General features: G+C 70.2%; 22 protein-coding genes. 13 read left to right on the forward strand and 9 right to left on the reverse strand.

The window, feature by feature from the left end; translation table 11 throughout:
• The first annotated feature begins 23 nt into the window (after nucleotides 1–23).
• The gene (locus SMIR_RS35790) at nucleotides 24–221 is read left to right on the forward strand and encodes a DUF2180 family protein (protein ID WP_054228718.1); all 198 of its coding nucleotides are present in this window, start codon (nucleotides 24–26) and stop codon (nucleotides 219–221) included.
• A 154-nt stretch (nucleotides 222–375) separates the two neighbouring features.
• Nucleotides 376–2,373, forward strand: coding sequence for an ArnT family glycosyltransferase (locus tag SMIR_RS35795; protein ID WP_212727879.1), 1,998 nt, complete (start codon nucleotides 376–378; stop codon nucleotides 2,371–2,373).
• 13 nt (nucleotides 2,374–2,386) lie between these two features.
• Here SMIR_RS35795 and SMIR_RS35800 read toward each other — a convergent pair whose 3' ends face one another.
• Nucleotides 2,387–3,649: an alpha-L-fucosidase gene (locus SMIR_RS35800; protein ID WP_212727880.1), complete on the reverse strand. Its 1,263-nt coding sequence runs from the start codon at nucleotides 3,647–3,649 to the stop codon at nucleotides 2,387–2,389.
• Between the two features lie 266 nt (nucleotides 3,650–3,915).
• Here SMIR_RS35800 and SMIR_RS35805 point away from each other — a divergent pair, with 266 nt between their 5' ends.
• Nucleotides 3,916–5,157, forward strand: coding sequence for an acyl-CoA dehydrogenase family protein (locus tag SMIR_RS35805; RefSeq protein ID WP_212727881.1), 1,242 nt, complete (start codon nucleotides 3,916–3,918; stop codon nucleotides 5,155–5,157).
• 151 nt (nucleotides 5,158–5,308) lie between these two features.
• Complete coding sequence (locus SMIR_RS35810; RefSeq protein ID WP_168489565.1) at nucleotides 5,309–5,731, forward strand: SseB family protein; 423 nt, start codon at nucleotides 5,309–5,311, stop codon at nucleotides 5,729–5,731.
• Nucleotides 5,732–5,744: 13 nt separating this feature from the next.
• Here SMIR_RS35810 and SMIR_RS35815 read toward each other — a convergent pair whose 3' ends face one another.
• Nucleotides 5,745–6,254 (reverse strand): FAD-linked oxidase C-terminal domain-containing protein, encoded by a 510-nt coding sequence (locus SMIR_RS35815; protein WP_249938520.1) that lies wholly within the window; start codon nucleotides 6,252–6,254, stop codon nucleotides 5,745–5,747.
• 68 nt (nucleotides 6,255–6,322) lie between these two features.
• On the opposite strand from SMIR_RS35815, the gene SMIR_RS35820 reads away from it, so the two are divergent.
• The 3 genes from SMIR_RS35820 to cpt all read left to right on the forward strand — a co-directional run bounded on the left by SMIR_RS35820 (nucleotide 6,323) and on the right by cpt (nucleotide 9,059).
• Nucleotides 6,323–7,435 (forward strand): hypothetical protein, encoded by a 1,113-nt coding sequence (locus SMIR_RS35820; protein ID WP_211118629.1) that lies wholly within the window; start codon nucleotides 6,323–6,325, stop codon nucleotides 7,433–7,435.
• 63 nt (nucleotides 7,436–7,498) lie between these two features.
• Nucleotides 7,499–8,386: a pyrroloquinoline quinone biosynthesis protein PqqB gene (pqqB, locus tag SMIR_RS35825; protein WP_168500855.1), complete on the forward strand. Its 888-nt coding sequence runs from the start codon at nucleotides 7,499–7,501 to the stop codon at nucleotides 8,384–8,386.
• A 142-nt stretch (nucleotides 8,387–8,528) separates the two neighbouring features.
• Nucleotides 8,529–9,059 carry a chloramphenicol phosphotransferase CPT gene (cpt, locus tag SMIR_RS35830; protein WP_168499318.1) on the forward strand — a complete coding sequence of 177 codons (531 nt, stop codon included), beginning with the start codon at nucleotides 8,529–8,531 and terminating at the stop codon, nucleotides 9,057–9,059.
• A 45-nt stretch (nucleotides 9,060–9,104) separates the two neighbouring features.
• Here the strand turns inward: cpt and SMIR_RS35835 are convergent, their stop codons facing one another.
• The 7 genes from SMIR_RS35835 to SMIR_RS35865 all read right to left on the reverse strand — a co-directional run bounded on the left by SMIR_RS35835 (nucleotide 9,105) and on the right by SMIR_RS35865 (nucleotide 15,423).
• Complete coding sequence (locus SMIR_RS35835) at nucleotides 9,105–10,226, reverse strand: IS630 family transposase (RefSeq protein WP_249938521.1); 1,122 nt, start codon at nucleotides 10,224–10,226, stop codon at nucleotides 9,105–9,107.
• A gap of 98 nt (nucleotides 10,227–10,324) precedes the next feature.
• The gene (locus SMIR_RS35840) at nucleotides 10,325–10,720 is read right to left on the reverse strand and encodes a MarR family winged helix-turn-helix transcriptional regulator (protein ID WP_168489564.1); all 396 of its coding nucleotides are present in this window, start codon (nucleotides 10,718–10,720) and stop codon (nucleotides 10,325–10,327) included.
• A gap of 71 nt (nucleotides 10,721–10,791) precedes the next feature.
• Entirely contained in the window at nucleotides 10,792–11,145 is a 354-nt protein-coding gene (locus tag SMIR_RS35845; protein WP_168489563.1) for a VOC family protein, read from the reverse strand.
• A 108-nt stretch (nucleotides 11,146–11,253) separates the two neighbouring features.
• Nucleotides 11,254–12,285 carry a LacI family DNA-binding transcriptional regulator gene (locus SMIR_RS35850; protein WP_099924312.1) on the reverse strand — a complete coding sequence of 344 codons (1,032 nt, stop codon included), beginning with the start codon at nucleotides 12,283–12,285 and terminating at the stop codon, nucleotides 11,254–11,256.
• Nucleotides 12,282–13,187, reverse strand: coding sequence for a carbohydrate ABC transporter permease (locus tag SMIR_RS35855; RefSeq protein WP_168489562.1), 906 nt, complete (start codon nucleotides 13,185–13,187; stop codon nucleotides 12,282–12,284). The genes SMIR_RS35850 and SMIR_RS35855 overlap by 4 nt, the downstream gene beginning before the upstream one ends.
• Entirely contained in the window at nucleotides 13,184–14,107 is a 924-nt protein-coding gene (locus tag SMIR_RS35860; RefSeq protein WP_168489561.1) for a carbohydrate ABC transporter permease, read from the reverse strand. The genes SMIR_RS35855 and SMIR_RS35860 overlap by 4 nt, the downstream gene beginning before the upstream one ends.
• Nucleotides 14,104–15,423 (reverse strand): extracellular solute-binding protein, encoded by a 1,320-nt coding sequence (locus tag SMIR_RS35865; RefSeq protein ID WP_212727883.1) that lies wholly within the window; start codon nucleotides 15,421–15,423, stop codon nucleotides 14,104–14,106. The genes SMIR_RS35860 and SMIR_RS35865 overlap by 4 nt, the downstream gene beginning before the upstream one ends.
• Before the next feature lie 186 nt (nucleotides 15,424–15,609).
• On the opposite strand from SMIR_RS35865, the gene SMIR_RS35870 reads away from it, so the two are divergent.
• From SMIR_RS35870 to SMIR_RS35895, 6 genes are all read left to right on the forward strand, one after another.
• Nucleotides 15,610–17,631, forward strand: coding sequence for a beta-galactosidase (locus SMIR_RS35870; RefSeq protein ID WP_212727884.1), 2,022 nt, complete (start codon nucleotides 15,610–15,612; stop codon nucleotides 17,629–17,631).
• Nucleotides 17,632–17,786: 155 nt separating this feature from the next.
• Nucleotides 17,787–19,349, forward strand: a complete 1,563-nt coding sequence (locus SMIR_RS35875; protein WP_212727885.1) for a glycosyl hydrolase 53 family protein — start codon at nucleotides 17,787–17,789, stop codon at nucleotides 19,347–19,349.
• A gap of 393 nt (nucleotides 19,350–19,742) precedes the next feature.
• Complete coding sequence (gene crcB / locus SMIR_RS35880) at nucleotides 19,743–20,219, forward strand: fluoride efflux transporter CrcB (RefSeq protein WP_168489558.1); 477 nt, start codon at nucleotides 19,743–19,745, stop codon at nucleotides 20,217–20,219.
• On the forward strand, nucleotides 20,216–20,590 hold the full coding sequence (locus tag SMIR_RS35885) for a putative PII-like signaling protein (RefSeq protein ID WP_101407457.1): 375 nt from the start codon (nucleotides 20,216–20,218) through the stop codon (nucleotides 20,588–20,590). Before crcB (SMIR_RS35880) ends, SMIR_RS35885 begins: the two co-directional genes overlap by 4 nt.
• 2 nt (nucleotides 20,591–20,592) lie before the next feature.
• Complete coding sequence (gene crcB, locus SMIR_RS35890) at nucleotides 20,593–20,967, forward strand: fluoride efflux transporter CrcB (RefSeq protein ID WP_168489557.1); 375 nt, start codon at nucleotides 20,593–20,595, stop codon at nucleotides 20,965–20,967.
• A 93-nt stretch (nucleotides 20,968–21,060) separates the two neighbouring features.
• Nucleotides 21,061–21,897 carry an undecaprenyl-diphosphate phosphatase gene (locus SMIR_RS35895; RefSeq protein ID WP_075025643.1) on the forward strand — a complete coding sequence of 279 codons (837 nt, stop codon included), beginning with the start codon at nucleotides 21,061–21,063 and terminating at the stop codon, nucleotides 21,895–21,897.
• Nucleotides 21,898–21,901: the final 4 nt, after the last annotated feature.

Genomic DNA, 21,901 nt, shown 5'->3' on the forward strand with positions numbered 1-21,901 from the left:
TCACCAAAGAACGAGGTGAGGACATGAACTGTTACGACTGCCTCGGCACCCCCGGTCCCGCGGTCGCCGTATGCATCCGCTGCGGCGCGGCGCTCTGTCGCACGCATGTGCACGAAAGTCACCCGCCGACCCAGGACATCACCGGAACCGGCCGGGCCACCCACGAGAAGCCGGCCCGCCACATCACCTGCGGCTCCTGCCGCGCGGCGGAGACGAGCTGAGTCCGGCAGCGCACCGGCCGCGACCCATGGCGTGAGCCGCGGCGTCCGTCCCACGACATGAACGTCACCTGAACAGCTACCGCCCCCAGGCATCCCGGTGGGCCGTTCCGCCCTCTTTCTGAGCGAACGGCGAGCACACCGGGAAGGTACGTCCATGGTCAGCACCACCGCAGCGATCCTCGCGTCGGCCCAGCGTACGGGCGGGCGGCTGCTCGCCCGTCCCGGGACGTCCGGCCGCAGCCCGGTGGGGGGACCGGCCCATGCCAGACCCGCGCTGCTCGCGATCCTCACGGTGGCGGCCCTGCTGTTCACCTGGGACATCCAACACAGTGGCTACCACGCGTTCTACGCGCAGACCGCGCGCAGCATGTCCGAGAGCTGGAAGGGCTTCCTGTTCGGCTCCTTCGACCCCGGCAACTCGATCACGATCGACAAACTGCCCGGCTTCCTGTGGCCCCAGGCGCTGTCCGCGCGGATCTTCGGATTCCATCCGTGGGCGCTCACCCTGCCCCAGGCCATCGAGGGCGTGCTCAGCGTCGCCGTCCTGTACCGCGCGGTGCGCCGCTGGGCCGGGGAGAGCGCGGGCCTGCTCGCGGCGGGCGCGTTCGCGCTCACTCCGGCGGTCGCGGGGCTCTTCCGCACGCAGGCCGAGGACCCCGCGTTCACCCTGCTCGTCCTGCTGGCCGCCGACGCCACGCTGCGCGCGGCCCGCGAGGCCCGGCTGCGCCCGCTGCTCGCGGCCGGGATATGGGTCGGCCTGGGCTTCCAGGCCAAGATGCTGGAGGCCTGGGCGGTACTCCCGGCGCTCGGCCTGCTGTACGTGGTCTCGGCACCGGCGGTGCTGCGCCGCCGCCTGGCGCACCTGGCCGCTGCCGGCGCGGTGTGCGTGGCGGTCTCGGCCTCGTGGGTGCTGCTGGTGACGCTGACCCCGGCCAAGGACCGTCCGTACGTGGACGGGACGACGAACAACTCGGCCGTCAGCCAGGTCGTCGGATACAACTTCCTTACCCGCTTCTCCAGCCTCGGCATCGACGCCAAGGACACCGGAAGCGTGGCGGCGCAGACCATGGCGGGCACCGCCCCCACGGAGCCCGGGCACGGACACGCCGCCACGCAGTGGGCCAAGATGGTCGGCCCGTCGCTGGCCTCGCAGGTCGGCTGGCTGTACCCGGCGGCCGCGCTCGCCGCGGTGTGCGGTCTGGTGTGGCTGCGCGGCAGGCCGCGTACGGACCCGCTGCGGGCGGGCTTCCTGCTCTGGGCGGTCTGGCTGGCCACGTACTTCCTGGTGTTCAGCGCCGGAGCGGTCGGCGGCCACACGTACTACATGGGTGTCGTGGCCGTACCGCTGGCGGCGCTCTTCGGCGCCGGGACGGTGCAGTTCTGGCGTGCCTGGCGCAAGGGGAGCGGGGCGCGGACGTGGGCGCTGCCCGTCGCCGTGGTGACCACGGTGGCCTGGTCGGCGGTGGTCGCGGGACAGTACCCGACGTTCCTGCCGTGGCTGGCCCCGGCCGCGATCATCCTCGCAGCGGGCGCGCTGGCGCTGCTGGCACTGTCCCGAACCGATGGCGCCGAAGGGGCGCGACGGCGCGTCGCCGTGCTGGGCCTCGGCCTGGCCGTCGCGGCCATGTTGGGGCCCTCCGCGGCCTGGGCCTCCTCGGTCCTGGACCCCGCGTACGGGCACTCCGGCATGGGCTCCGCCGGGCCGGTGTCCACGTGGCACCATCACAACGCGCGGCAGCGGACCTTCTCCGCACCGCCCGCCGCCCGGAACGCGGGTGGCAAAGCCCCCGAGTCCACCGACGGACTCGACGAGGACCAGCAGCGGCTGCTGGCCTACACCCGGGCCCACCAGGACGGAGCCACCTACCTCTTCGCGACGACGAGTTGGCGGTCCGCCGCCGCGTACATCCTCTACGCGGGCGCCAAGGTGCTTCCCATGGGCGGATTCACCGGGGCCGCGCCCACGCCCACCGGAGCCCAGTTCCGTCACCTCGTCGCCACCGGCCGTCTGCACTACGTCGTCCTCGGCGGCGCGGTGACCGTCCCCGGCCGGACCAACGCCCGCTGGGTGCGCGCCCATTGCGCACGCGTACCGCTCCCGATGTCACGCCTCTACCGTTGCTCGCCCGGTTCTGCTGCCGTACTCCCTTGACGCGTTCCCGTCGTCAGTCGCGGCCGGTGCCCCGGTAGAGGTCCAGCTCGCCCTCCAGCTCGACGGCGAGGACGGTGGCGTACTCGTCGAGGTCGGCCGCGGCGGGCGCGTCGATCCAGGTCACGCCCGGGACGGCGTCGAGGCCGCCGGTGACGTGGTGGCCCAGTTCGGTGCCGGTGCCCAGGACCGTGACGCGCCTGACCTCGTTGCGCAGGCCGCGCAGCGAGACGTTGTCACGGGGTGCGTCGAAGCAGATCAGGTACAGCGTGCGCCGGTCGGCGGAGAGGGTACTGGGACCGTAGTGGTGCCCGGCGGGCAGCCCGGCGACCGTCCCGTACACCGCGTCCGTGTGCCGTCCGATCCAGGTGCCGAGCCCTTCCAGGCGCTCGATCTGCTCCTCGGGGATGGTCCCGTCCTCGCGGGGCCCGGCTCCGAGCAGCAGATTGCCGCCCATGCCGATCGTCTCCGTGAAGTAGCGCACCAGCTGGCGCACCGACTTGAAGTCGCGGTCCTGCGGCCGGTAGCTCCACGAGTCGTTGATCGTCAGGCACAGCTCCCACGGGCCCTCCGGGGCCTGGAGCGGGGTGCCCTGCTCAGGAGTGGCGTAGTCGCCGTGGCTGAGCATCCGCGCGTTGAGGACGGCGTCGGGGTTGCCCGCGAGGATCAACTCGGCGAGCTCGTCCATCCGCCACTGTTCCTCCGTGCGCTCCCACTCGCCGTCGAACCAGAGCAGGTCGGGGCGGAAGCGGTCCATCAGCTCGCCGACCTGGCCGTCGCGGTAGGCGAGGTAGCGCTCCCAGGCGGCCGGGTCCTCCTTGCCGGGCTCGGCGTGCGAGTAGGGGCTCGGCGGTTCACCTGGCCTCACGTGCCGGATGGTGGGGTAGTCGGGGTGGTTCCAGTCGGAGTGCGAGTAGTAGAGCCCGACCTTCAGCCCCCGTTCGCGCAGCGCGTCGACGAAACCCGTGACCAGATCCCGTCCGGCCGGGGTGTCCCGGACGACGTCGAGACTGCGGTGGTCGGTGTCCCAGAGGGCGACGCCGTCGTGGTGTTTGGTGGTGAGGACCGCGTACCGGGCGCCGATGCGGGCGAACAGCTCGGCCCAGGCGTTTGGATCGTACTTCGACGCGGTGAAGCCTTCGAGCTGTTTCATGTACTGCTCGTGGGTCATCTCGCCCGTGTAGAACGACCAGGACTCGGCCGCTCCGCCCACGGCGTAGACGCCGTAGTGGATGAAGACGCCCAGCTTGGCGTCGGGAAACCAGGGTTGCATCGGCATGCGCCCACGGTAGGCCGCGGGGCTCGCGGGGCGCGTGGGCTCCGGTCACCATTACTGGTTCGTTTTCACCCCGGCCATCGTCTTGAAGCACCGGCCGACGGGTGGGCAAGGCGCTGACTTCGCGCCCCCGGGCGGGCAGGCAGGCGCTTCAACCGGTGGGCGGATCGGCGTACTTGGCGTTATCCGGTGGTACACCGTGGCGGATCTGCGTGTTCAATCAATGGTATTGCCACACGTACGGACAGTCCCACCCATCAGGAGGCCCCGTGATCGCCGTTCCCGAACCGGAACTCACCGAACGCGAAGTGATCGAGCGAGCCGTGGCGATGCGGCCCGCGCTGCTCGAACGGCAGCCGGAGACCGAGCGGCTGACGATCTACCCCAAGGACACCCACGAGGAGTTCCTGCGCGCCGGTTTCTACCGGATGCTGCAACCGCGCAGGTACGGCGGGTACGCCTTCGGCCTGCCGACCTTCTACCGCGTCGTGACGGAGGTCGCGCGCGGCTGCCCCTCCACCGGCTGGGCCCTGTCTCTCACCGCCGCCCATGTCCTCCAGGTCGCCTCGGTCTTCGAGGAGAAGACGCAGGACGAACTCTTCGGTGACGAGGGCGACTTCCGGGCGGCCTCCACCGCGACTCCCGTCGGGGTGGCGCGGCCCGACGGCGACGGTCACGTGATCCTCGACGGCACCTGGTCCTACTCCTCCGGCTCCCCGTACTCCACCCACTACGTCGGTCAGACCCTGCGCGCCCCCGACAAGCCGGAGGACCCGCCGGGGCCGCTCGTACTGTTCGTGGCGCCGCGCTCCGCCTGGACCCTGCTCGACGACTGGCAGGGCGTCCTCGGTCTGCGCGGCAGCGGTTCCCACAGCATCCGTTTCGACGAGGCGCGCATCCCCGCGCACTTCACCCGGGAGGCGAGCCTGCTCGACCTGCCCGTCGAGGGCGGCTCCCACGGCTCGAAGCTGCACGGCCATCCCATGTACGCGGGGCGCGCGGCGAGCTTCTTCCACGGCGAGCTGGCCGCCCTCATGATCGGTACCGCGTACGCGGCCGCCGACGAGTACGCCCGGATCATCGCCGAACGGCCGCTCGTCCTGGACCCCGGCCGCACCCGCGCCGACCTCCACGACTACCAGCGCCACCTGGGGGAGGCGCTGGCCGCGATCCGCACGGCGGACGCTGCGCTGCGGGCCACCGCCGACGACTGGATGGAGGCCTGCTGCGACAACGTGTCGGGCCGGGCCCCCTTCACCACCGCCGTCGACAACCGGCTCGCGCTCGTCTTCGTCACCGCCGGGCGCCTGGCCTGGGACGCGCTCCAGGGCATCCTCTTCCGCACGGCGGGCTCCCGGCACGCCCGCGACGGCGCGCGGATGCAGCGCTACTTCCGGGATGCCGCCACGATCTGGTCGCACCTCGGCCCCACGATGGCCGAACCGCTGGCCCGCCGCGTCGGCCGCGACCGCCTCGGCCTGCCGTCGGACGACATCCCGCTGATCTCTTGATCCCGCTGATCTCCTGCATCTCCTGATCTCTTGAGCGCCGGCGGGCGGCTGCGGGGAATGCCCCGGCCGCGAGTGGGTACGCGCGACAGGAGCCGCGCCCGGGGCGAGTCCCGCCCCGGGCGGCCTGTCCGTCACTACCTGGGATCTGCCAATGGATACACCCTCGAACCACCACCACTACCTGCCGACGGCCACGACACCGGCCCAGGAGGCACTGAACGCACTCGCGGAGAACACCGAGAACCCGCTGGCCCTGGACACCCTGGCCGGCAGCGAGGTACTGGTCCCCGTGCCGGACGACGCGAGTGAGGAAGACGTGCGCGATCCCGCCGCCGTGGCGCTGCCCGTGCTGGAGCAGCCGGGCGGGGAGCAGGTGGTGCCGGTGTTCACCTCGGAGCCGGCGATGGCCGAACTGCTGCCGTTCGTCTCCCGCTACCGCCTGGTTCCGCTGGGCGCGCTCGCCTCCCAATGGCCGACCGGTGATCTGTCGCTCACCATCGACCCGAGTTCGCCGAACGGCCTGACCCTCACCTCGGAGGGTGTGCGCACCCTGTTGGTCCGGCCACGGGCCTGACCGCCGTCCGGCCCTAGAGACACTTGCCCGGATTGAGGATGCCCCGCGGGTCGAACGCCTCCTTGAGCCGGTGCTGCAACGTGTGGGCCGCGGGCCCCAGCTCGTCCGCCACCCACTGCCGCTTGAGTACGCCCACACCGTGCTCACCGGTCAGCGTGCCGCCCAGCCGCAGAGCCAGCGCGAAGATCTCACCCGCTGCCTCCCAGGCCGCGTCGGGGAGGCGGGGCAGCGACGGGTCCACGACGATGATCGGGTGGAGGTTCCCGTCCGCCGCGTGCGCGAGGGTGAAGACGGGCACGTCATGGCGTGCGGAGACGGCACGGATCTCCCGCGCCGCCTCCGCCAGCCGGGAGCGGGGCACCGCGATGTCCTCGATCAGCGGACGGCCGAGGCGCTCCAACGCGGGCAGCGCGAGACGGCGGGCGGCGAGCAGGGCTTCCGCCTCCGACGGATCCGCCGTCGTCTCTGAGCGGCTTCGTACCCCATCCCCATGAGCGCGCTGGCCCGACCCGGCGACCGTCACCGCCGCCTTCGACGCCGTACGGGATCTGTTGCGCTGAAGACGTCCGTGCCGGGCGTGAGAATGACCGCATGAAATGGATCTCGGGCGTGGCCGGCGGCCTGCTCCTGGTGCTGGTGTTCGCCAGCATCCTGCGCACCCTCGTCGTGCCCCGCGGGTTGTACTCCTCGATGGTGATCCGCTGGTGGCGCTCCCTGCGCTTCCTGCTGCGCCTCGCCGCCCCCGGCGGCGGCTACCGTGCCATCGACCGCGCGCAGACCTGGCTCGCCCCGCTCATGCTGATGGGCATGCTCGTGAGCTGGCTCGGCGGCGTCCTGATCGGCTTCGGACTGCTGCTGCACGCCATCTCCTCGCTGACCTGGACCCAGTCGGTCCGGGAGGCGGGTTCCAGCCTGTTCACGCTCGGCTTCGCCAGCGGCGACCGACTGCACCTGTCCGTGGTGGACTTCATCGCGGCCGCCACCGGTCCGGTCGTGATCGCCCTCCAGATCGCCTACCTGCCCACCCTGTACGCCGCCTACAGCCGCCGCGAGCTGGAGGTGACCCTGCTCCAGTCGCGCGCGGGCGAACCCGCCTGGGGACCGGAGATCCTCGCCCGGCAGTGGCTGGTCGACACCGAGACCGCGCTGCCCGAGTTGTACCGCTCCTGGGAACGGCTCGCCTCCGACATCGGCGAGAGCCACTCCACGTACCCCGTCCTGCTCGCGTTCCGCTCACCGCGGCCCTACCGCAGCTGGATCGTCGCCCTCGTCGCCGTCATGGACGCGGCCGCCATGCAGCTCGCCCTCACCCCGAGCAGCGCCCCGCCCGAGGCCCGCCTGATGCTGCGCGCCGGATTCACCGCACTGCGCGACATCGCCCGTTCCCTGCGTTTCCCGTACGACACAGACCCCGCACCCGACACCCCGATCCAGCTCACCTACCTGGAGTTCGACGCCGCCGTCGCGATGGTGGAGGCGGCCGGTTTCCCCGCCGAGCGGACGGCCGAACAGGCGTGGCCGCACTTCCGCGGCTGGCGGGTCAACTACGAGACGATCGCCCACGAGTTGTGCCGCCGCGGCGACGCGGTCCCGGCGCTGTGGACCGGGACGCGGGACTTCCCCTCGACACCGATCCCGCCCGCGCGCCCCGCGGACCGGCGCCCAGGCGAAGATCGTCCCGAACTACCCCCGGCTGCCGCGTAGTTCTGGCCGCCGAGTGGGGAAGATCCCCGGGGTACGGTTCGATGCGGAGGGATGGGGGTCCCCTTGAAAGTCGTCCTGCTGGGTACGGCCGCCGGTGGCGGCTTCCCACAGTGGAACTGCGCGTGCGCGCTCTGCGCGGCCGCCCGCGACGGAAAACTGCCCGCGCGGACCCAGGAGTCCGTCGCCCTGAGCGGCAACTCCCGCGACTGGTGGCTGCTCAACGCCTCGCCCGACATCCGTACGCAGCTGACCACCACCCCCGCGCTCGCACCCGGACCGGGGCCACGGGACACACCCGTACGGGGCGTGCTCCTGACCGACGCGGAGGCCGACCATGTTGCCGGGCTGACCGTGCTGCGCGGCGGCGCCGGACTCAAGGTCTACGCCGCACGGCCCGTCCTCGCCACCCTGGCCCCACTGCGTGACCTGCTCGACCGCTACGCCCCCTGGGAATGGGCGGACTGCCTGGCCGAGGGCGGGTTCGTGCTGTCCGGCGGTCTGGTCGTCACCGCGCACCCTGTCGGCCCCAAGGCCCCGAAGTACGTCGCCGGCCCCGCCCCGGACGACCGCTGGGTGACCGCGTACCGGATCGAGGACCTGGCGGGCGGCGGAGTGCTCCTGTACGCGCCCTGTCTGGGCGCCTGGACCCCGGAGCTGGACGACCTGCTCGCCTCGGCGGACTGCGCACTGCTCGACGGCACGTTCTACGCGGCCGACGAGATGGGCACGGCCGTGCGCTCGCGGGGCGGGCGGCAGGCCGCGATGGGGCACCTTCCGGTGGCGGGCGCGCGCGGCAGCCTCGCGGCCCTCGCCCACCATCCCGGCCCCCGGCGGATCTACACCCACCTCAACAACACGAACCCGCTGCTCGACCCGGACTCGGACGCCCGTGCGCGGGTGAGCGCGGCGGGCGTCGAAGTGCTGCCGGACGGGGCGGAGCTCGTGGTGTAGAGCGTTCGTGGTGTGGAGGACCGGGGTGTGGAGGGGTGACGCTAGTGCTCTGACCGGGAAGGTTCACCGGGTTGTAGGAGGCGGCAGCGTTCGCGGAAATCCGTTTCGGGGGTTGCTGCGGTGCCTCTACTGTGGCGCGGTGATGACTGAGGTGATCGTTCTCAACGGTGGTTCCAGCTCCGGGAAGTCCGGGATCGCCCGGTGTCTGCAGGCGGTCCTGCCGGATCCGTGGCTGGCTCTCGGGACCGACACGCTGGTTGACGCGATGCCAGCGTCCATGCAGGCGTCGGATGCGGGGATCGAGTTCGCTCCGGACGGAGAGGTGGTCGTCGGGCCGGAGTTCCGGACGCTGGAAGCGGCATGGATCGAGGGAGTCGCCGCGATGGCCCGTGCGGGCGCCCGGGTCATCGTCGATGAGGTCTTCCTCGGCGGAGCGGACTCGCAGCAGCGGTGGCAGAAGACTTTGCGTGACCTGCGGGTGCTGTGGGTCGGCGTCCGGTGTGACAGTGCGGTTGCCGCAGGCCGTGAGGTCGCACGAGGCGATCGGGTCATCGGGATGGCCGTGTCCCAGGCGGATGTGGTCCACCGAGGCGTGGTCTATGACCTGGAGGTGGACACCACGCATGCCGAGTCGATGGAGTGCGCACGGGCCATCGCCGCACGTGTCAGGTGATCGACAGCGCGGCTGTCTGCCGCTATGACCGGGGCGCCGTGACGATCAGGCCGCTGGGGCCAGGGGCCGTCCTCCCCAGCGGATGCCCTTCTCGCTGCGGATCCGGGAGCGTTCGCGGCGTTGGGCGGCCAGCACGTCGGGGTGGCGGGCATGGGTGTTGCGCCAGCGCAGGTAACGGTGCAGCTCGCGGGTCTGGACGGTGTGGTTGGGGTGGTGGGAGTTGGCAAGGGTGAACTGCCGCAGCGGTCCGAAGTGCGCTTCGATCGGGTTGGCCCAGGAGGCGTTGGTCGGGGTGAAGCACAGTTCGACCTTGTTCTTCTTCGCCCAGCGGCGGATCTTGTTGCCCGTGTGGGCGGAGAGGTTGTCCAGGATGATGTAGATCGGGGCGCCGTCGGGGCGGGCTGCCCGGATCGACTTCAGGGCCGTGAGGGTGTTGGCCGTGCCTTTGCGGCGGCGGTTGACGCCCCACAGGGTGTCGTCACCGACGGAGTAGCAGCCGTGGAAATAGGTGACGCCGTGGGCGCGGTGGTAAGTCGCCGGCAGCCGGTCGGGCCGGCTGCGTTGGGCCCAGCAGGATCCTGCGGTGGGCCGGATGCCCAGCGGGCCGAACTCATCGAAGGCGAACGTGCGGTCCGGGAAGTGCTCCAGGACGTGCTCGATCCGGTCGAGCTTGGCGTCGCGGGCGGGGTCGGTTGACTCCTTCCACGTCTTGGTGCGCTGGAAGGTGACCCCGCGGCGGGCCAGTAGCATTCGCAGAGCCTCACGGCCGATGCGGATCACCCTGCCGTGGACTTTGCGCAGATAGGCGGCGAGTTTGCGGATGGACCAGCGGGTGAAGGGCTGGTCGAGTGTGCGGGGGCGGGTGGTGGCCGTCTGGATGACGAAGTCCTCGTCGTCAGGGCTGAGCAGGCGGGGACGGCCTCCCGCCCACTGAGGGTCCAAGCAGGCCAGGCCGATCTCGTTGAACCGGTGGATCACATCGCGCACCGTGTCCTCGTCGGCTTGGATCAGCTGGGCGATCACCGGAACCCGGTTACCTCCGGCCGAGGCCAGGATCATCATCGCGCGCCGGTAGCGCACCGTACTGGTGCTGCCCCGGCGCACAATCTGCTGAAGCCTCTGCCCTTCCTGGTCGGTCAGTCTGCGGACCTTGACCGGCTCTGCCACCGCGCCTCCACGCACCAGATTGGATGTCGGCACACATCCAACCGCGCGCAAGTCCCGCACCGCGAACGGCAACCCGGTGAACCTTCGCGGTCAGAGCACTAGGCGTTCAGCATGCGCGCCAGTACGGCGCGTTGCAGGGGGCGTACCTCGGTGTGCAGGTCGCGTCCCTTGCGGGTGAGCGCGACCCACACGCCGCGTCGGTCCTCCAGGCAGACGGTGCGTTCCACCAGGCCGTCCTTCTCCAGCCGCCCGATCAGGCGGGACAGGGCGCTCTGGCTCAGATGGACACGATCGGCGATGTTCTGCACCCGGCAGTGCTCGCCCTCGTGCGCGAGCTCGCTCGAGACGAGGATGTCCAGCACCTCGAAGTCGCTGGCCCCGAGACCGTGCGGGTGCAGCGCGCGGTCGATCTCGCACATCGTGCGCGCGTGCACCGACAGGATGTCCCGCCACCGGTCCTCGAGCGGGGCCTCGCTCACCGTGTTCACTGCCATATGTGCACGGTAACAGAGGTCCGGGGTTTTATTGAGTGTGCAACTAGTGCGGTTGCAACAACCCGGCGGGGCTACTCGCCGGAGCCGTCCTGGAGGAGCCCCACGAGGTTCCCGTCCGTGTCCTTGACCGAGGCGATCAGCCTGCCGCCACCCACGTCCTGGACGTCCTGGAGCGTCTCGGCCCCGGCTTCCAGCAGGCCGGCCAGCGTCGCCCGGATGTCGTCGACGTGCCAGTACGGGACCGGTCCGGTCATGCCCTTGGCGTGACCGTTGGGGTCGAGGCCGACGTCCTGCCCGGAGTCCTTGAATCCGACGTAGTACGCGGTGTCCGCATAGGGCTCCGTTCCGAGCAACGCGCCGAACAGGGCCTTCGCCCGCGCGAGGTCCTTGACGGGATAGATGATGGTCTTCAGCCCTGCGGTCATGGTGACTCCTCCGTGGTGTGTTCCGGTGCTTTCACGGTAGGGCGGGGGAGTGCCTGGAGGCTTCTCGAATCCTGACCGGTCCCAGCCCCTCGGCGTCGGGGGTGCGGCTCAGGTCGAGTCGCGTCGTACCAGTTCCGTCGGCAGGATCACCGCCGCCGGGTCGTCGCCCCCTATCTGCGCGAGCAGCACCCGCACCATCTCGTTGCTGATGCGGTCCCAGGGCTGGCGGATGGTGGTGAGGGCGGGGGTGACCGCGGTGGCGGCAGGGGAGTCGTCGAAGCCGCCGACGGCGACGTCCTCGGGGACCCGGCGGCCGGCCTTGTGCAGCGCGGCCAGCACACCCTGGGCCATCAGGTCGGAGGCGACGAACACCGCGTCCATGTCCGGAGCGCGGTCGAGGAGCTGCTCGGCGCCCGCCTCACCGCTGGCCCGGCTGTAGTCGCCGGAGGCGACGAGGCGGTCGTCGGCCTCGATGCCCGCCTCGGCGAGCACCTCCCGGTAGCCCGCGAGCCGCTCGACACCACCGGGGGTGTCGAGCGGACCCGTGACCATGCCGATGCGGCGACGGCCCAGGGAGACCAGGTGCTTGACCATGTCCCGGGCGCCGTCGCGGTCGTCCGCGGCGACGTAACTCACCTTGGAGCCGAGCCCGATGGGCTTGCCGCAGGCGACCAGCGGCACGCCCGCCTCACGCAGCTGCTCGGCGACCGGGTCGCCCGAGTGGCTGGAGACCAGCAGCACTCCGTCGACGTGGCCCGCGGTGATGTACCGCGTAATGCGCCGCCGTTCGTCCTCGGTGCCCGCGAGCATCAGCAGGAGGGGAATGTCGTGCCCGGCCAGCGCCTGGGTGCAGCCACGCAGCAGGACGTTGAAGTTCGGGTCCTCGAAGAACCTCTCCTGAGGTTCGGTGAGCAGGAAGCCGATGGAGTCGGAGCGGCCGGTGATCAGCGAGCGGGCGTGCCGGTTCACGACGTAGCCCGTTCTGCGGATGGCGGCGTTGACCGCCTCCTGCGCCGCCGGGCTCACGTAGTGCCCGCCGTTGAGCACCCGCGACACCGTGCCCCGGGACACGCCGGCCTCACGCGCGACGTCATGGATCGTCGGCGGTCTGCGCCTGCCCCCCGCGTTGGTCATGGTCACGACTTTACGGCTCCCGAGAGCAGATCGAGGCTCCAGAAGCGCTGGATGACCAGGAAGAGAGCGATGAGCGGAATGATCGCGAGCAGCGCGCCGGTGATCACCAGCGTGTACAGCGCCGGGGTGTTGGAGCCCTGTTCGAGCAGCGTGAACAGACCCAGTGTGATCGGGAACTTCTCGTCGTCGCTGAGCATGATGTACGGCAGCAGGAAGTTGTTCCACACGGCGACGAACTGGAAGAGGAACACCGTCACCAGTCCGGGCACCATCATCGGCAGCGCGATCCGGGTGAAGATCCGCCACTCGCTGGCCCCGTCCATCCGTCCGGCCTCGACCACGTCACCGGGCACGGCCGCGGAGGAGTAGATCCGGGCGAGGTAGACGCCGTACGGGGAGAGGACGAGGGGCAGCAGCACGGACGCGTAGGAGTCCGTGAGGTCCGCCTTGGCCAGCAGCAGGTACTGCGGGATCGCCAGGATCACCGGCGGCATGAGCACGCCCGCCATCAGGACGCTGAAGACGGTCTCGCGGCCCCGGAAGCGGTAGATCGCGAGCGCGTAGCCGCTGAGCGCCGAGACGGCCGTCGACAGGAGGGCGCCGAGGCCCGCGTAGAGGGCGGAGTTGCCCATCCACTTCCAGTAGATCCCGTCGCGGTAGGCGTTGAGGTCCTTGACGTTCTGTGTGAAGCCGGAGCCCGGCAGGAACGTGAAGGTCGAGAACAGCTCACGGCCCGACTTGGTCGCCGCGATCAGCACCCACGCGACGGGCAGCAGACAGTAGAGCGCGCCGAGCAGCAGCGTCAGGGTGGGGACGAAGGCGATACGGCGGCGCAGCGGCGGGCCCTGGGCGGTGCCGGGGGTGGTACCCGCGGCCGGTGCGGCCTTGCGTACGGCAAGAGAACTCATCGTGCTTCCTCCTGCTTGTTACGGGAGTTCGCGGCCCGCAGGAAGCCGAAGGACAGGACGAGGGTGACGACGGCGATGATCGCCGCCTCCGCGGCGGCCGCGTAGATGTCGCCCTTGCCGAAGGCGTCCTGGTACACCTTCATCAGCGGACTCCAGGTCGTGGAGACGGAGTTGGTGAGGGGTTTGAGAGTGGTCGGCTCGCTGAACACCTGGAGCGTCGCGATGATCGAGAAGAAGAAGGTGAGCACCAGCGAGGGCGCCACCATCGGGATCTTGATCTTGAGCGCGATCTGCAGGGGCGTGGCGCCGTCCAGCTTCGCCGCCTCGTACACCTCGGCCGGGATGGACCGCAGCGAGGTGTAGATGACGATCATGTTGAAGCCGGTGCCGCCCCAGACCGCGATGTTGGACAGGGCGAGATACAGCGGGCCGCCGTCCAGCAGGTTCGGCTGCGGCATCCCCAGTTTGTCGAGGACGAAGTAGAAGGGGCTGACGTCCGGGAGGTACAGGAAGCCCCACAGCAGCGCGGCGACGACGCCGGGAATGGCGTACGGCAGGAAGATCGCGAGCCGGGTGAAGGGGGCCAGGCGCACCTTGTCCGTGTCGAGCATCAGCGCGAACAGCAGCGCGAGACCGAGCATCACCGGGATCACGATGGCGCCGTAGCCCACCACGCGCACCGCGCCGCTCAGCAGCTCGGAGTCGGAGAGGGCGTCCTTGTAGTTCTCCAGCCCCGCCCAGACTTCCTTGCGGGCGCCCGAGCCCAGGCCCAGGCCCTTGACCTGGACCTTGTGCAGGCTCAGCCAGAGCGCGTAGCCGATGGGCAGCGCGAAGAAGAGGGCGAAGAGAATCGTCGCGGGGAGGAGGAAAGCGTACGGGGCCCCCTTGACCCCGTACGACTTCCGACGTGCCGTGGTCACTGAGCGACCCCGAAGCCCTGCTTCTTGAGGTCGGCGACCGTGTCGTCCTGCATCTTCTTCAGAGCGGCGGTGAAGTCCGACTTGTCCTTGGCGGCGGCGCCGAAGGCGTCATTGAAGGTCGTGTAGGCGACGTTCACGTTCGGGCCCCAGGCGGAGGGCGCGGTGGTCTTGGCGATCTCCGCGGCCTTCGTGTAGAAGTCCGGCTGGTTGGAGAAGAACGCCGGCGGCTGGGAGAAGGCGTCACTGGTCTGCGCGGTGGTGGCGGCCGGGTAGATGCCACCCTCCTTCGCCAGCGCGGCCACCGCCTGCGGGTCCGTGTTCAGCCAGGTGGCGAACTTCGCGGCGGCCGCCTTGTGCTGCGAGTCCGTGGTGACGGCCGTCGAGGAGCCGCCCCAGCTGCCGGTGACGTCCGTGCTGTTGTCCCACTGCGGCAGCGGGGCCATCGCCCACTTGCCCTTGGTGTCGGGGGCCGCGGTGGTGAGGGTGCCGGGCGCCCAGACCGCGCTGACCCAGGCGATCTGCTTGCCGGTGTCCAGCGCCTTGTTCCAGGACGGCGTGTACATCGGCTGGTTGTCGATCGCGCCCTCCTTGACGAGACCGCCCCAGAAGTTGGCGACCTTCTCCGAGGCCGCGTCGTCGATGCCGACCTTCCACTTGTCGGCCGAGGCGGTCCACCACTTGGCGCCCGCCTGCTGGGCGAGACCGGCGAAGAGGCCGGAGTCGTTGGCGGAGAAGGTGGTCAGGTCCTTGTCCGGGGCCTTCTTCTTCAGCGCGCGGGCGGTCTCGGCGAACTGCTCCCACGTCGTGGGAACCGTCAGGCCGTACTTCTTGAAGAGGTCCTGGCGGTAGTAGAACATCATCGGGCCGATGTCCTGCGGGATCGCGTACACGGCGTCCGAGCCCAGGGTCGTCTGCTGCCAGACACCGTCGGCGAACTTGCTCTTCGCGTCCTTCGACTCGCCCGCTATGTCGGCGAGCGCGTCATTGCTGACCAGGGTCGGCAGCGCCTGGTACTCGGCCTGGACCAGGTCCGGGGCCTTCTTCGCCTTGTGCGCGGTGAGGATCTTGGTGACCAGCGTGTCGCCCGACGCCTGCTTCTTCACCGTGACCGTGATCTTCTGCTGCTTGCCCGGCCCCTTGTTCCAGAGGTCGGCCACCTTGTCCATGCCCGGAGTCCAGGACCAGTACGTCAGGGACGCCGGACCCGATTCGGACGAGCTCTTGTCGTCCGACGAGCCGCAGGCGGCGAGTGCGGTGCCGCCGAGCGTGACGGCGATGGAGGTGGCCACGAGGCGACGCAGCTTCGTGTTTGGCATGGATCTTTCTCCCCTGACCTGGGTCCCCGCCTGCTGCGGCGACCGTGCCATGCTTCTGTGAGCGTTCACAGTAGAGAAACATCCCGGACACTTGTCAATGGTTGTTGCTGTGCGGTTATGTTGGGATCGCGCCGCTGATCGAGTGTGTGCACGTTCCCAAATGATCGATTAAACGGGAGAAGATCCATGCCGGAGACCACACCCAAGGGCCTCACCGGGCTCGCCTTCGGTGGGGACTACAACCCCGAGCAGTGGCCGGAAAGCGTCTGGCGCGAGGACGTCCGGCTGATGCGCGAGGCGGGGGTCACGATGGTGAGCGTCGGGATCTTCTCCTGGGCGCTGCTCGAACCCGCCCGGGGGACTCACGACTTCGGCTGGCTGGACCGACTGCTCGACCTGCTGCACGAGAACGGCATCCGTGCCGACCTCGGCACCCCGACCGTCGCGCCGCCCGCCTGGTTCTACCGCGAGCACCCCGAGGCGCTGCCGGTGGCCGCCGACGGCACCCGCTACGAGTTCGGCTCGCGCGGCGCCATCTGCCACAGCAACAGCGACTACCGCGCCGCCGCGGCGAGCATCACCACCGCACTCGCCACCCGGTACGCCGGCCACCCCGCGCTCGCCCTGTGGCACGTCCACAACGAGTACGGCGTCCCCGTCTCGGCCTGCTACTGCGCGTCCTGCGCCGCCCACTTCCGCCGCTGGCTGGCCCGCACGTACGGGAGCGTGAACGCGGTCAACGAGGCCTGGGGCACCGCCTTCTGGGGCCAGCGCTACGCGGACTTCGAGCAGATCAACCCGCCGCGCGTGACCCCCACGGTCGGCAACCCGGCCCAGGCCCTCGACTACAAGCGCTTCGCCGACGAGACCATGCGCGAGAACTTCGTCGCCGAGCGGGACATCCTGCACCGCCTCGCCCCCGGCATCCCGGTCACCACGAACTTCATGGCCGCCCTCAGCCAGTGCGACTCCGTCGACTACTGGGCCTGGGGCCGCGAGGTCGACCTCGTCACCAACGACCACTACCTGATCACCGACGGCCGCCGCACCCACGTCAACCTCGCGATGGCCGCCGACCTCACCCGCTCCGTCGCGGGCGGCGCCCCCTGGCTGCTGCTGGAACACTCCACGTCCGGCGTCAACTGGCAGCCCCGCAACCCCGCGAAGGCCCCGGGCCAGATGGCCCGCAACTCCCTCGCGCACGTGGCGCGCGGCTCCGAGGGCGCCATGTTCTTCCAGTGGCGGCAGTCCAGGCGCGGCGCCGAGAAGTTCCACTCGGCGATGCTGCCGCACGCCGGCACCGACTCCCGGGTCTGGCGCGAGGTCGTCGAACTCGGCGCGTCCATCGACTCGCTGACCCCGGTCAAGGGCAGCCGCACCGTCGCCGACGCCGCCGTGCTGTGGGACTGGCACTCCTGGTGGGCGCAGACCCTCGACTGGCGCCCCAGCGAGGACCACGACCCGCGCGAGCGCGCCGACGCGTTCTACGAGGCGCTTTACGACCGCCATCTCACGGTCGACTTCGCCCACCCGGAAGCCGACTTGTCGGCCTATCCCCTTGTCGTCGTCCCCGCCCTCTACCTGATGACCGAGGCCGCCGGGAACAACCTCAGGGAGTACGTCGAGAACGGCGGCACCCTCGTCGTCTCGTACTTCTCCGGCATCGTCGACGAGCACGACGCCGTGCACGAGGGCGCCTACCCCGGCGCGCTGCGGGACGTGCTCGGCCTGACCGTCGAGGAGTTCTCACCGCTCCTGAAGGACGACCGGGTCCGGATCACCGGTCCCGACGGCTCCGAGCTCACCGGCGACGTCTGGACCGAGTTCGTGGTGCCGCGCGGCGCCGAGACCGTGTGGACGTACGCCGACGGACTCACCGCGGGTCACCCGGCCGTCACCCGCCACCGCCTCGGCGCGGGCTCCGCCTGGTACGTCTCCACCCGCCTCGGCGCGCAGGGCCTGGACGCCCTCATCGGCTGGGCGTCCGACGACGCGCGGATCGCGCCGCGCGCCGACCTGCCCCGCGATGTCGAAGTGGTGCGCCGCAGCGGTGAGTCGGGCACCTTCCTGTTCGCGATCAACCACACCTCGTCGGACGCCAAGGTGCCCCTGGACGCGGCCGGCACCGAGCTGCTGACGGGCGAACGCGCCGCGGGCCGCCTCGCGCTGCCCGCGGGGGCCGTCCGGGTCGTACGACTCGACGGCTGAGCCGACGGCCGTCCGGGCCTCAGGACCCGGCGGCCGAGCCGAACTCCCCTCCGCCCGTGAGTGCCACGAGAGCCGCGGGCGGAGGGGCCTGCCCCCCCAGAGCCACTCCCGGGGGCACCCCCATTCCCATCACGTCGAAGGGACGACGGACGAAGATGTTCCATCCCAGACGCACACTCAGGACCCTGCTGCTGCCGCTCGCGGCCGGGCTGGCCCTCACCGCCCTGCCCGCGCAGACGGCACAGGCGGCGAGCACCCTCACCAACGCCGGATTCGAGGCCGACGGCGCCGGCACGGCCACGCCCGGCGGCTGGTCGGAGTACGGCGACACCGGCGCCTCCTACGTGGAGGCAGGGGGCCACAGCGGTGGTTACCGCCTCACGCAGTACTCCTCCGCCGCCTACAAGGTGGAGACGTACCAGTACCTCTCCGGACTGACCAACGGGAACTACCGGCTCACCGCCTGGGTGCGCTCGGGCGGCGGCCAGAACTCCGCCTACCTCGCGCTGAAGAACTGCGGCGGCACCGAGCAGCGCACCGACCTGCCGGTCTCCAGCAGCGGATGGATACACCTCGTCGTCCCCGTCGCGGTGACCAACAACCAGTGCACGATCAGCATCAACTCCGATGCCAACGCGGGCAACTGGATCAACGTCGACGATCTGACGTTCGCCTCCGGCAGCGCCACCGGGCTGTCCGTCAAGGGCTCCGACATCTCCTCCCTCGCCAAGAGCGAGGCGCTCGGCGGCGTCTACAAGACCAGCTCCGGCACCACCGGTGACGCGCTCGCCATCCTCAAGTCCTCCGGTATGAACTACGCGCGCCTGAAGGTCTGGGTGAACCCCGCCGACGGCTACAACAACAAGGCGCGCGTCCTGGCGATGGCCAAGCGCATCAAGGCGCAGGGCATGAAGCTCCTGGTCGACTTCCACTACTCGGACACCTGGGCCGACCCAGGCGCCCAGACCAAGCCGGCCGCGTGGGCGGGCCACTCCTACAGTCAGCTGAAGACGGACGTCTACAACCACACGTACGACGTCCTCAACGCGCTGAAGGCGCAGGGCACCACCGCCGACATGGTCCAGGTCGGCAACGAGATCAACGGCGGCATGCTGTGGTCCGAGGGCTCCACCGACAACTGGTCGCAGCTCGCCGGGCTCCTCAACTCCGGCTACGACGCCGTCAAGGCCGTCAGCTCGTCGACGACCGTCGCGCTGCACCTCGCCAAGGGCGGCGACCTGGCCGGCACCCGCTGGTGGTTCGACAACGCGGTCTCCAACGGCGTGAAGTTCGACGCCATCGGCCTGTCCTACTACGGCTACTGGCACGGCCCGCTCTCCGACTTCCAGACGACCCTGGACGACGCGGCCGCGCGCTACGGCAAGCCGGTGTTCCTGGCCGAGACGGCCTACCCCTTCCGTCTCGACAGCGACGACTCGCTCGTCAACCAGATCGACACGACCGGTGAGCTGGTCTCCGGCTACCCGGCCACCACCGCCGGACAGTCCGCGTGGCTACGGGACGTGATGAACGTCGTGGAGGCCGTCCCGAACGGCCGCGGCCTCGGTGTCTTCTACTGGGAGGCCACCTGGACCGCCGTCACGGGCAACGGCTGGGACCCGACCGACGCCGCGTCCGGCAACGGCTGGGAGAACCAGGCGCTGTTCGGCTTCGACGACAAGGCGCTGCCCGCCATGTCGCAGTTCGGCCACCGTTGATCAGCCACCGTCGATGACATGAGGGCCCGGCTGCCCAGGCGGCCGGGCCCTTGTGGTGTCGCTCTTCGTGATGGTGGCGCTGTGTCACCACTGTCCCGCAGCCCGGGGCGGCACGCACGGGAAGTCCGCTCCCTGTTCGAGAAGGGTTGGTAGGGCGGGGAGGGGAAGCGGGGGAGGGGAGGAAGGGGAGGGGCAGTGGGGGCGCCGCGCACCCCGGTCGAGTGTGCGAGGGCGGTGGGGTCGGCGTTACCCTGTTCAGCGGCCGCGATCATGTGTCGCGGCGCGGCGGTGGGGCCCGCCGTACCCGAACCGCGGCGCTGATGCCGCCAACGGTCCCTACTTGCGATGAGGTGTGCCCGGGGGCCCGGGCCCGGCGAGTAGGAGAAGTACGTCATGACAGTCCCGCATCCCGAGCGCGTCGACGAGCCGGGTGCCGCCGCACGGCCGGCCCCGCGCCCCGCGTCCCCCTGGCACGGACAGGCCCCGGTCGTGGCGATGGTCTCGCTCGGCGGAGCCATCGGCGCCACCGCCCGGTACGGGGCCGCGCGGCTGTGGCCCGTGGAGACGGGCGGGTTCCCCTGGACCACGTTCTGGGTCAACGTCATCGGCTGCGCGGTGATCGGCGTCTTCATGGTCGTCATCACGGACGTGTGGGCGGCCCACCGACTCGTGCGGCCCTTCTTCGGCACCGGTGTGCTGGGCGGGTTCACCACCTTTTCGACGTACGCCGTGGACATCCAGAAACTGGTCGACTCGGGCCACCCCGGAATCGGCCTCGCCTATCTCGTCGCGACTCTGTGCGCGGCGCTCACGGCGGTGTGGCTCGCGGTGACCGCGACCCGCCGCGCCCTGGTACGGAGGCAGCGATGACACGGCTGACGGGCAGCGCACTACGGGTGACGATCTTCATCGGCGAGAACGACATCTGGCACCACAAGCCGCTGTACACGGAGATCGTGCACCGCGCCCACGCGGCGGGCCTGGCCGGCGCGAGCGTCTTCCGCGGTATCGAGGGCTTCGGAGCCTCCTCGCTGATCCACACCTCACGGCTGTTGTCACTGAGCGAGGACCTGCCGGTGGCGATCGTCATCGTGGACACCGAGGACCGCGTCCGCGCCTTCCTGCCCCAGCTCGACGAACTCGTCGGGGAGGGGCTGGTGATCCTCGACGACTGCGAGGTCATCAGGTACGCCGGTCGAGACGCCGAATCCGGCAAAACGGGCAAGAAAGGTAAGAGGTAGTTGTGAACTGGCTGCTGGTGATCGTCGGCGGAATGGTCGGCGCACCCCTGCGCTATCTGACCGACCGTGCGGTGCAGACCAGGCATGACACCGTCTTCCCCTGGGGCACCTTCGCGGTCAACGTCGTCGGCTGTCTGATCCTCGGCCTGCTGACCGGCGCGGTCGCCGCGGGGGCCGCGGGTTCCCCTCTTCAGCTGTTCCTCGGGACCGGCCTGTGCGGGGCGCTGACCACGTACTCGACGTTCTCGTACGAGACACTACGGCTGACCGAGACGGGTGCGGGGTTCTACGCTGCGGCCAACGTGCTCGTGAGCGTGACGGCCGGGCTCGGCGCGGCGTTCGCGGGTGTCTCGTTCGCCCAGGCGTTGTGGGCGTAGGCACCGGACGTCACTCGCGCATAGTAAGACTGTCTACAGCACTGTCGACCAACCCTCCTCACCATCAACCCCTCAGACCTAGAACTGGATCCCATGAGCGTCATCAACGTCGGTCAGGCCGTCGTCCTCGGAGTCGTCGAGGGAGTGACCGAGTTCCTCCCCGTCTCCTCCACCGGCCACCTCAAGATCACCGAGGGGCTGATGAACATCCCGGTCGACGACAAGGCCGTCGTCGGGTTCTCAGCGGTCATCCAGGTCGGTGCGATCGCCGCCGTACTGGTGTACTTCTTCAAGGACATCGTGCGGATCGTCTCCGCGTGGGGCCGGGGGCTGCGCAATCGCGAGGAGCGCCAGCACCACGACTACAAGTTCGCGTGGTGGGTCATCTACGCCACCATCCCGATCGTGATCGTGGGCCTCGCCGCCAAGCCGCTCATCGACGGGGCGCTCGGCTCCCTGTGGGTGGTCGCGGGCTCGCTGATCGTGGGCAGTGGTGTGATGTGGGCGGCGGACCAGATGGGGCGCCACAAGCGCGGTGAGGACGACACGTCCTTCAAGGACGCGATGCTGGTCGGTTGTTCGCAGATCCTCGCGCTGCTCTTCCCGGGCTTCTCGCGCTCCGGCGCCACGATGTCGACCGCGCTGATCCTGGACCTGGACCGGGTCGCCGCCACCCGGCTCTCCTTCTTCCTCGGCATCCCCGCCCTCACCGGCGCCGGCCTGTACGAGCTGAAGGACGCCCTGGGTACGGGGGTGGGCGCCGCGCCGCTCGCGGTCGGCACGATCGTCTCCTTCGTGGTCGCCTACGGGTCGATCGCCTGGTTGCTGAAGTTCGTCGCCAAGCACTCCTTCAACGCCTTCGTGATCTACCGGATCGTGATCGGTCTGGCACTGTTCGGACTGCTGGCGAGCGGAACCCTCGCCAGCTGATCGC

This window comes from Streptomyces mirabilis (genome assembly GCF_018310535.1).
Lineage (GTDB): Bacteria > Actinomycetota > Actinomycetes > Streptomycetales > Streptomycetaceae > Streptomyces.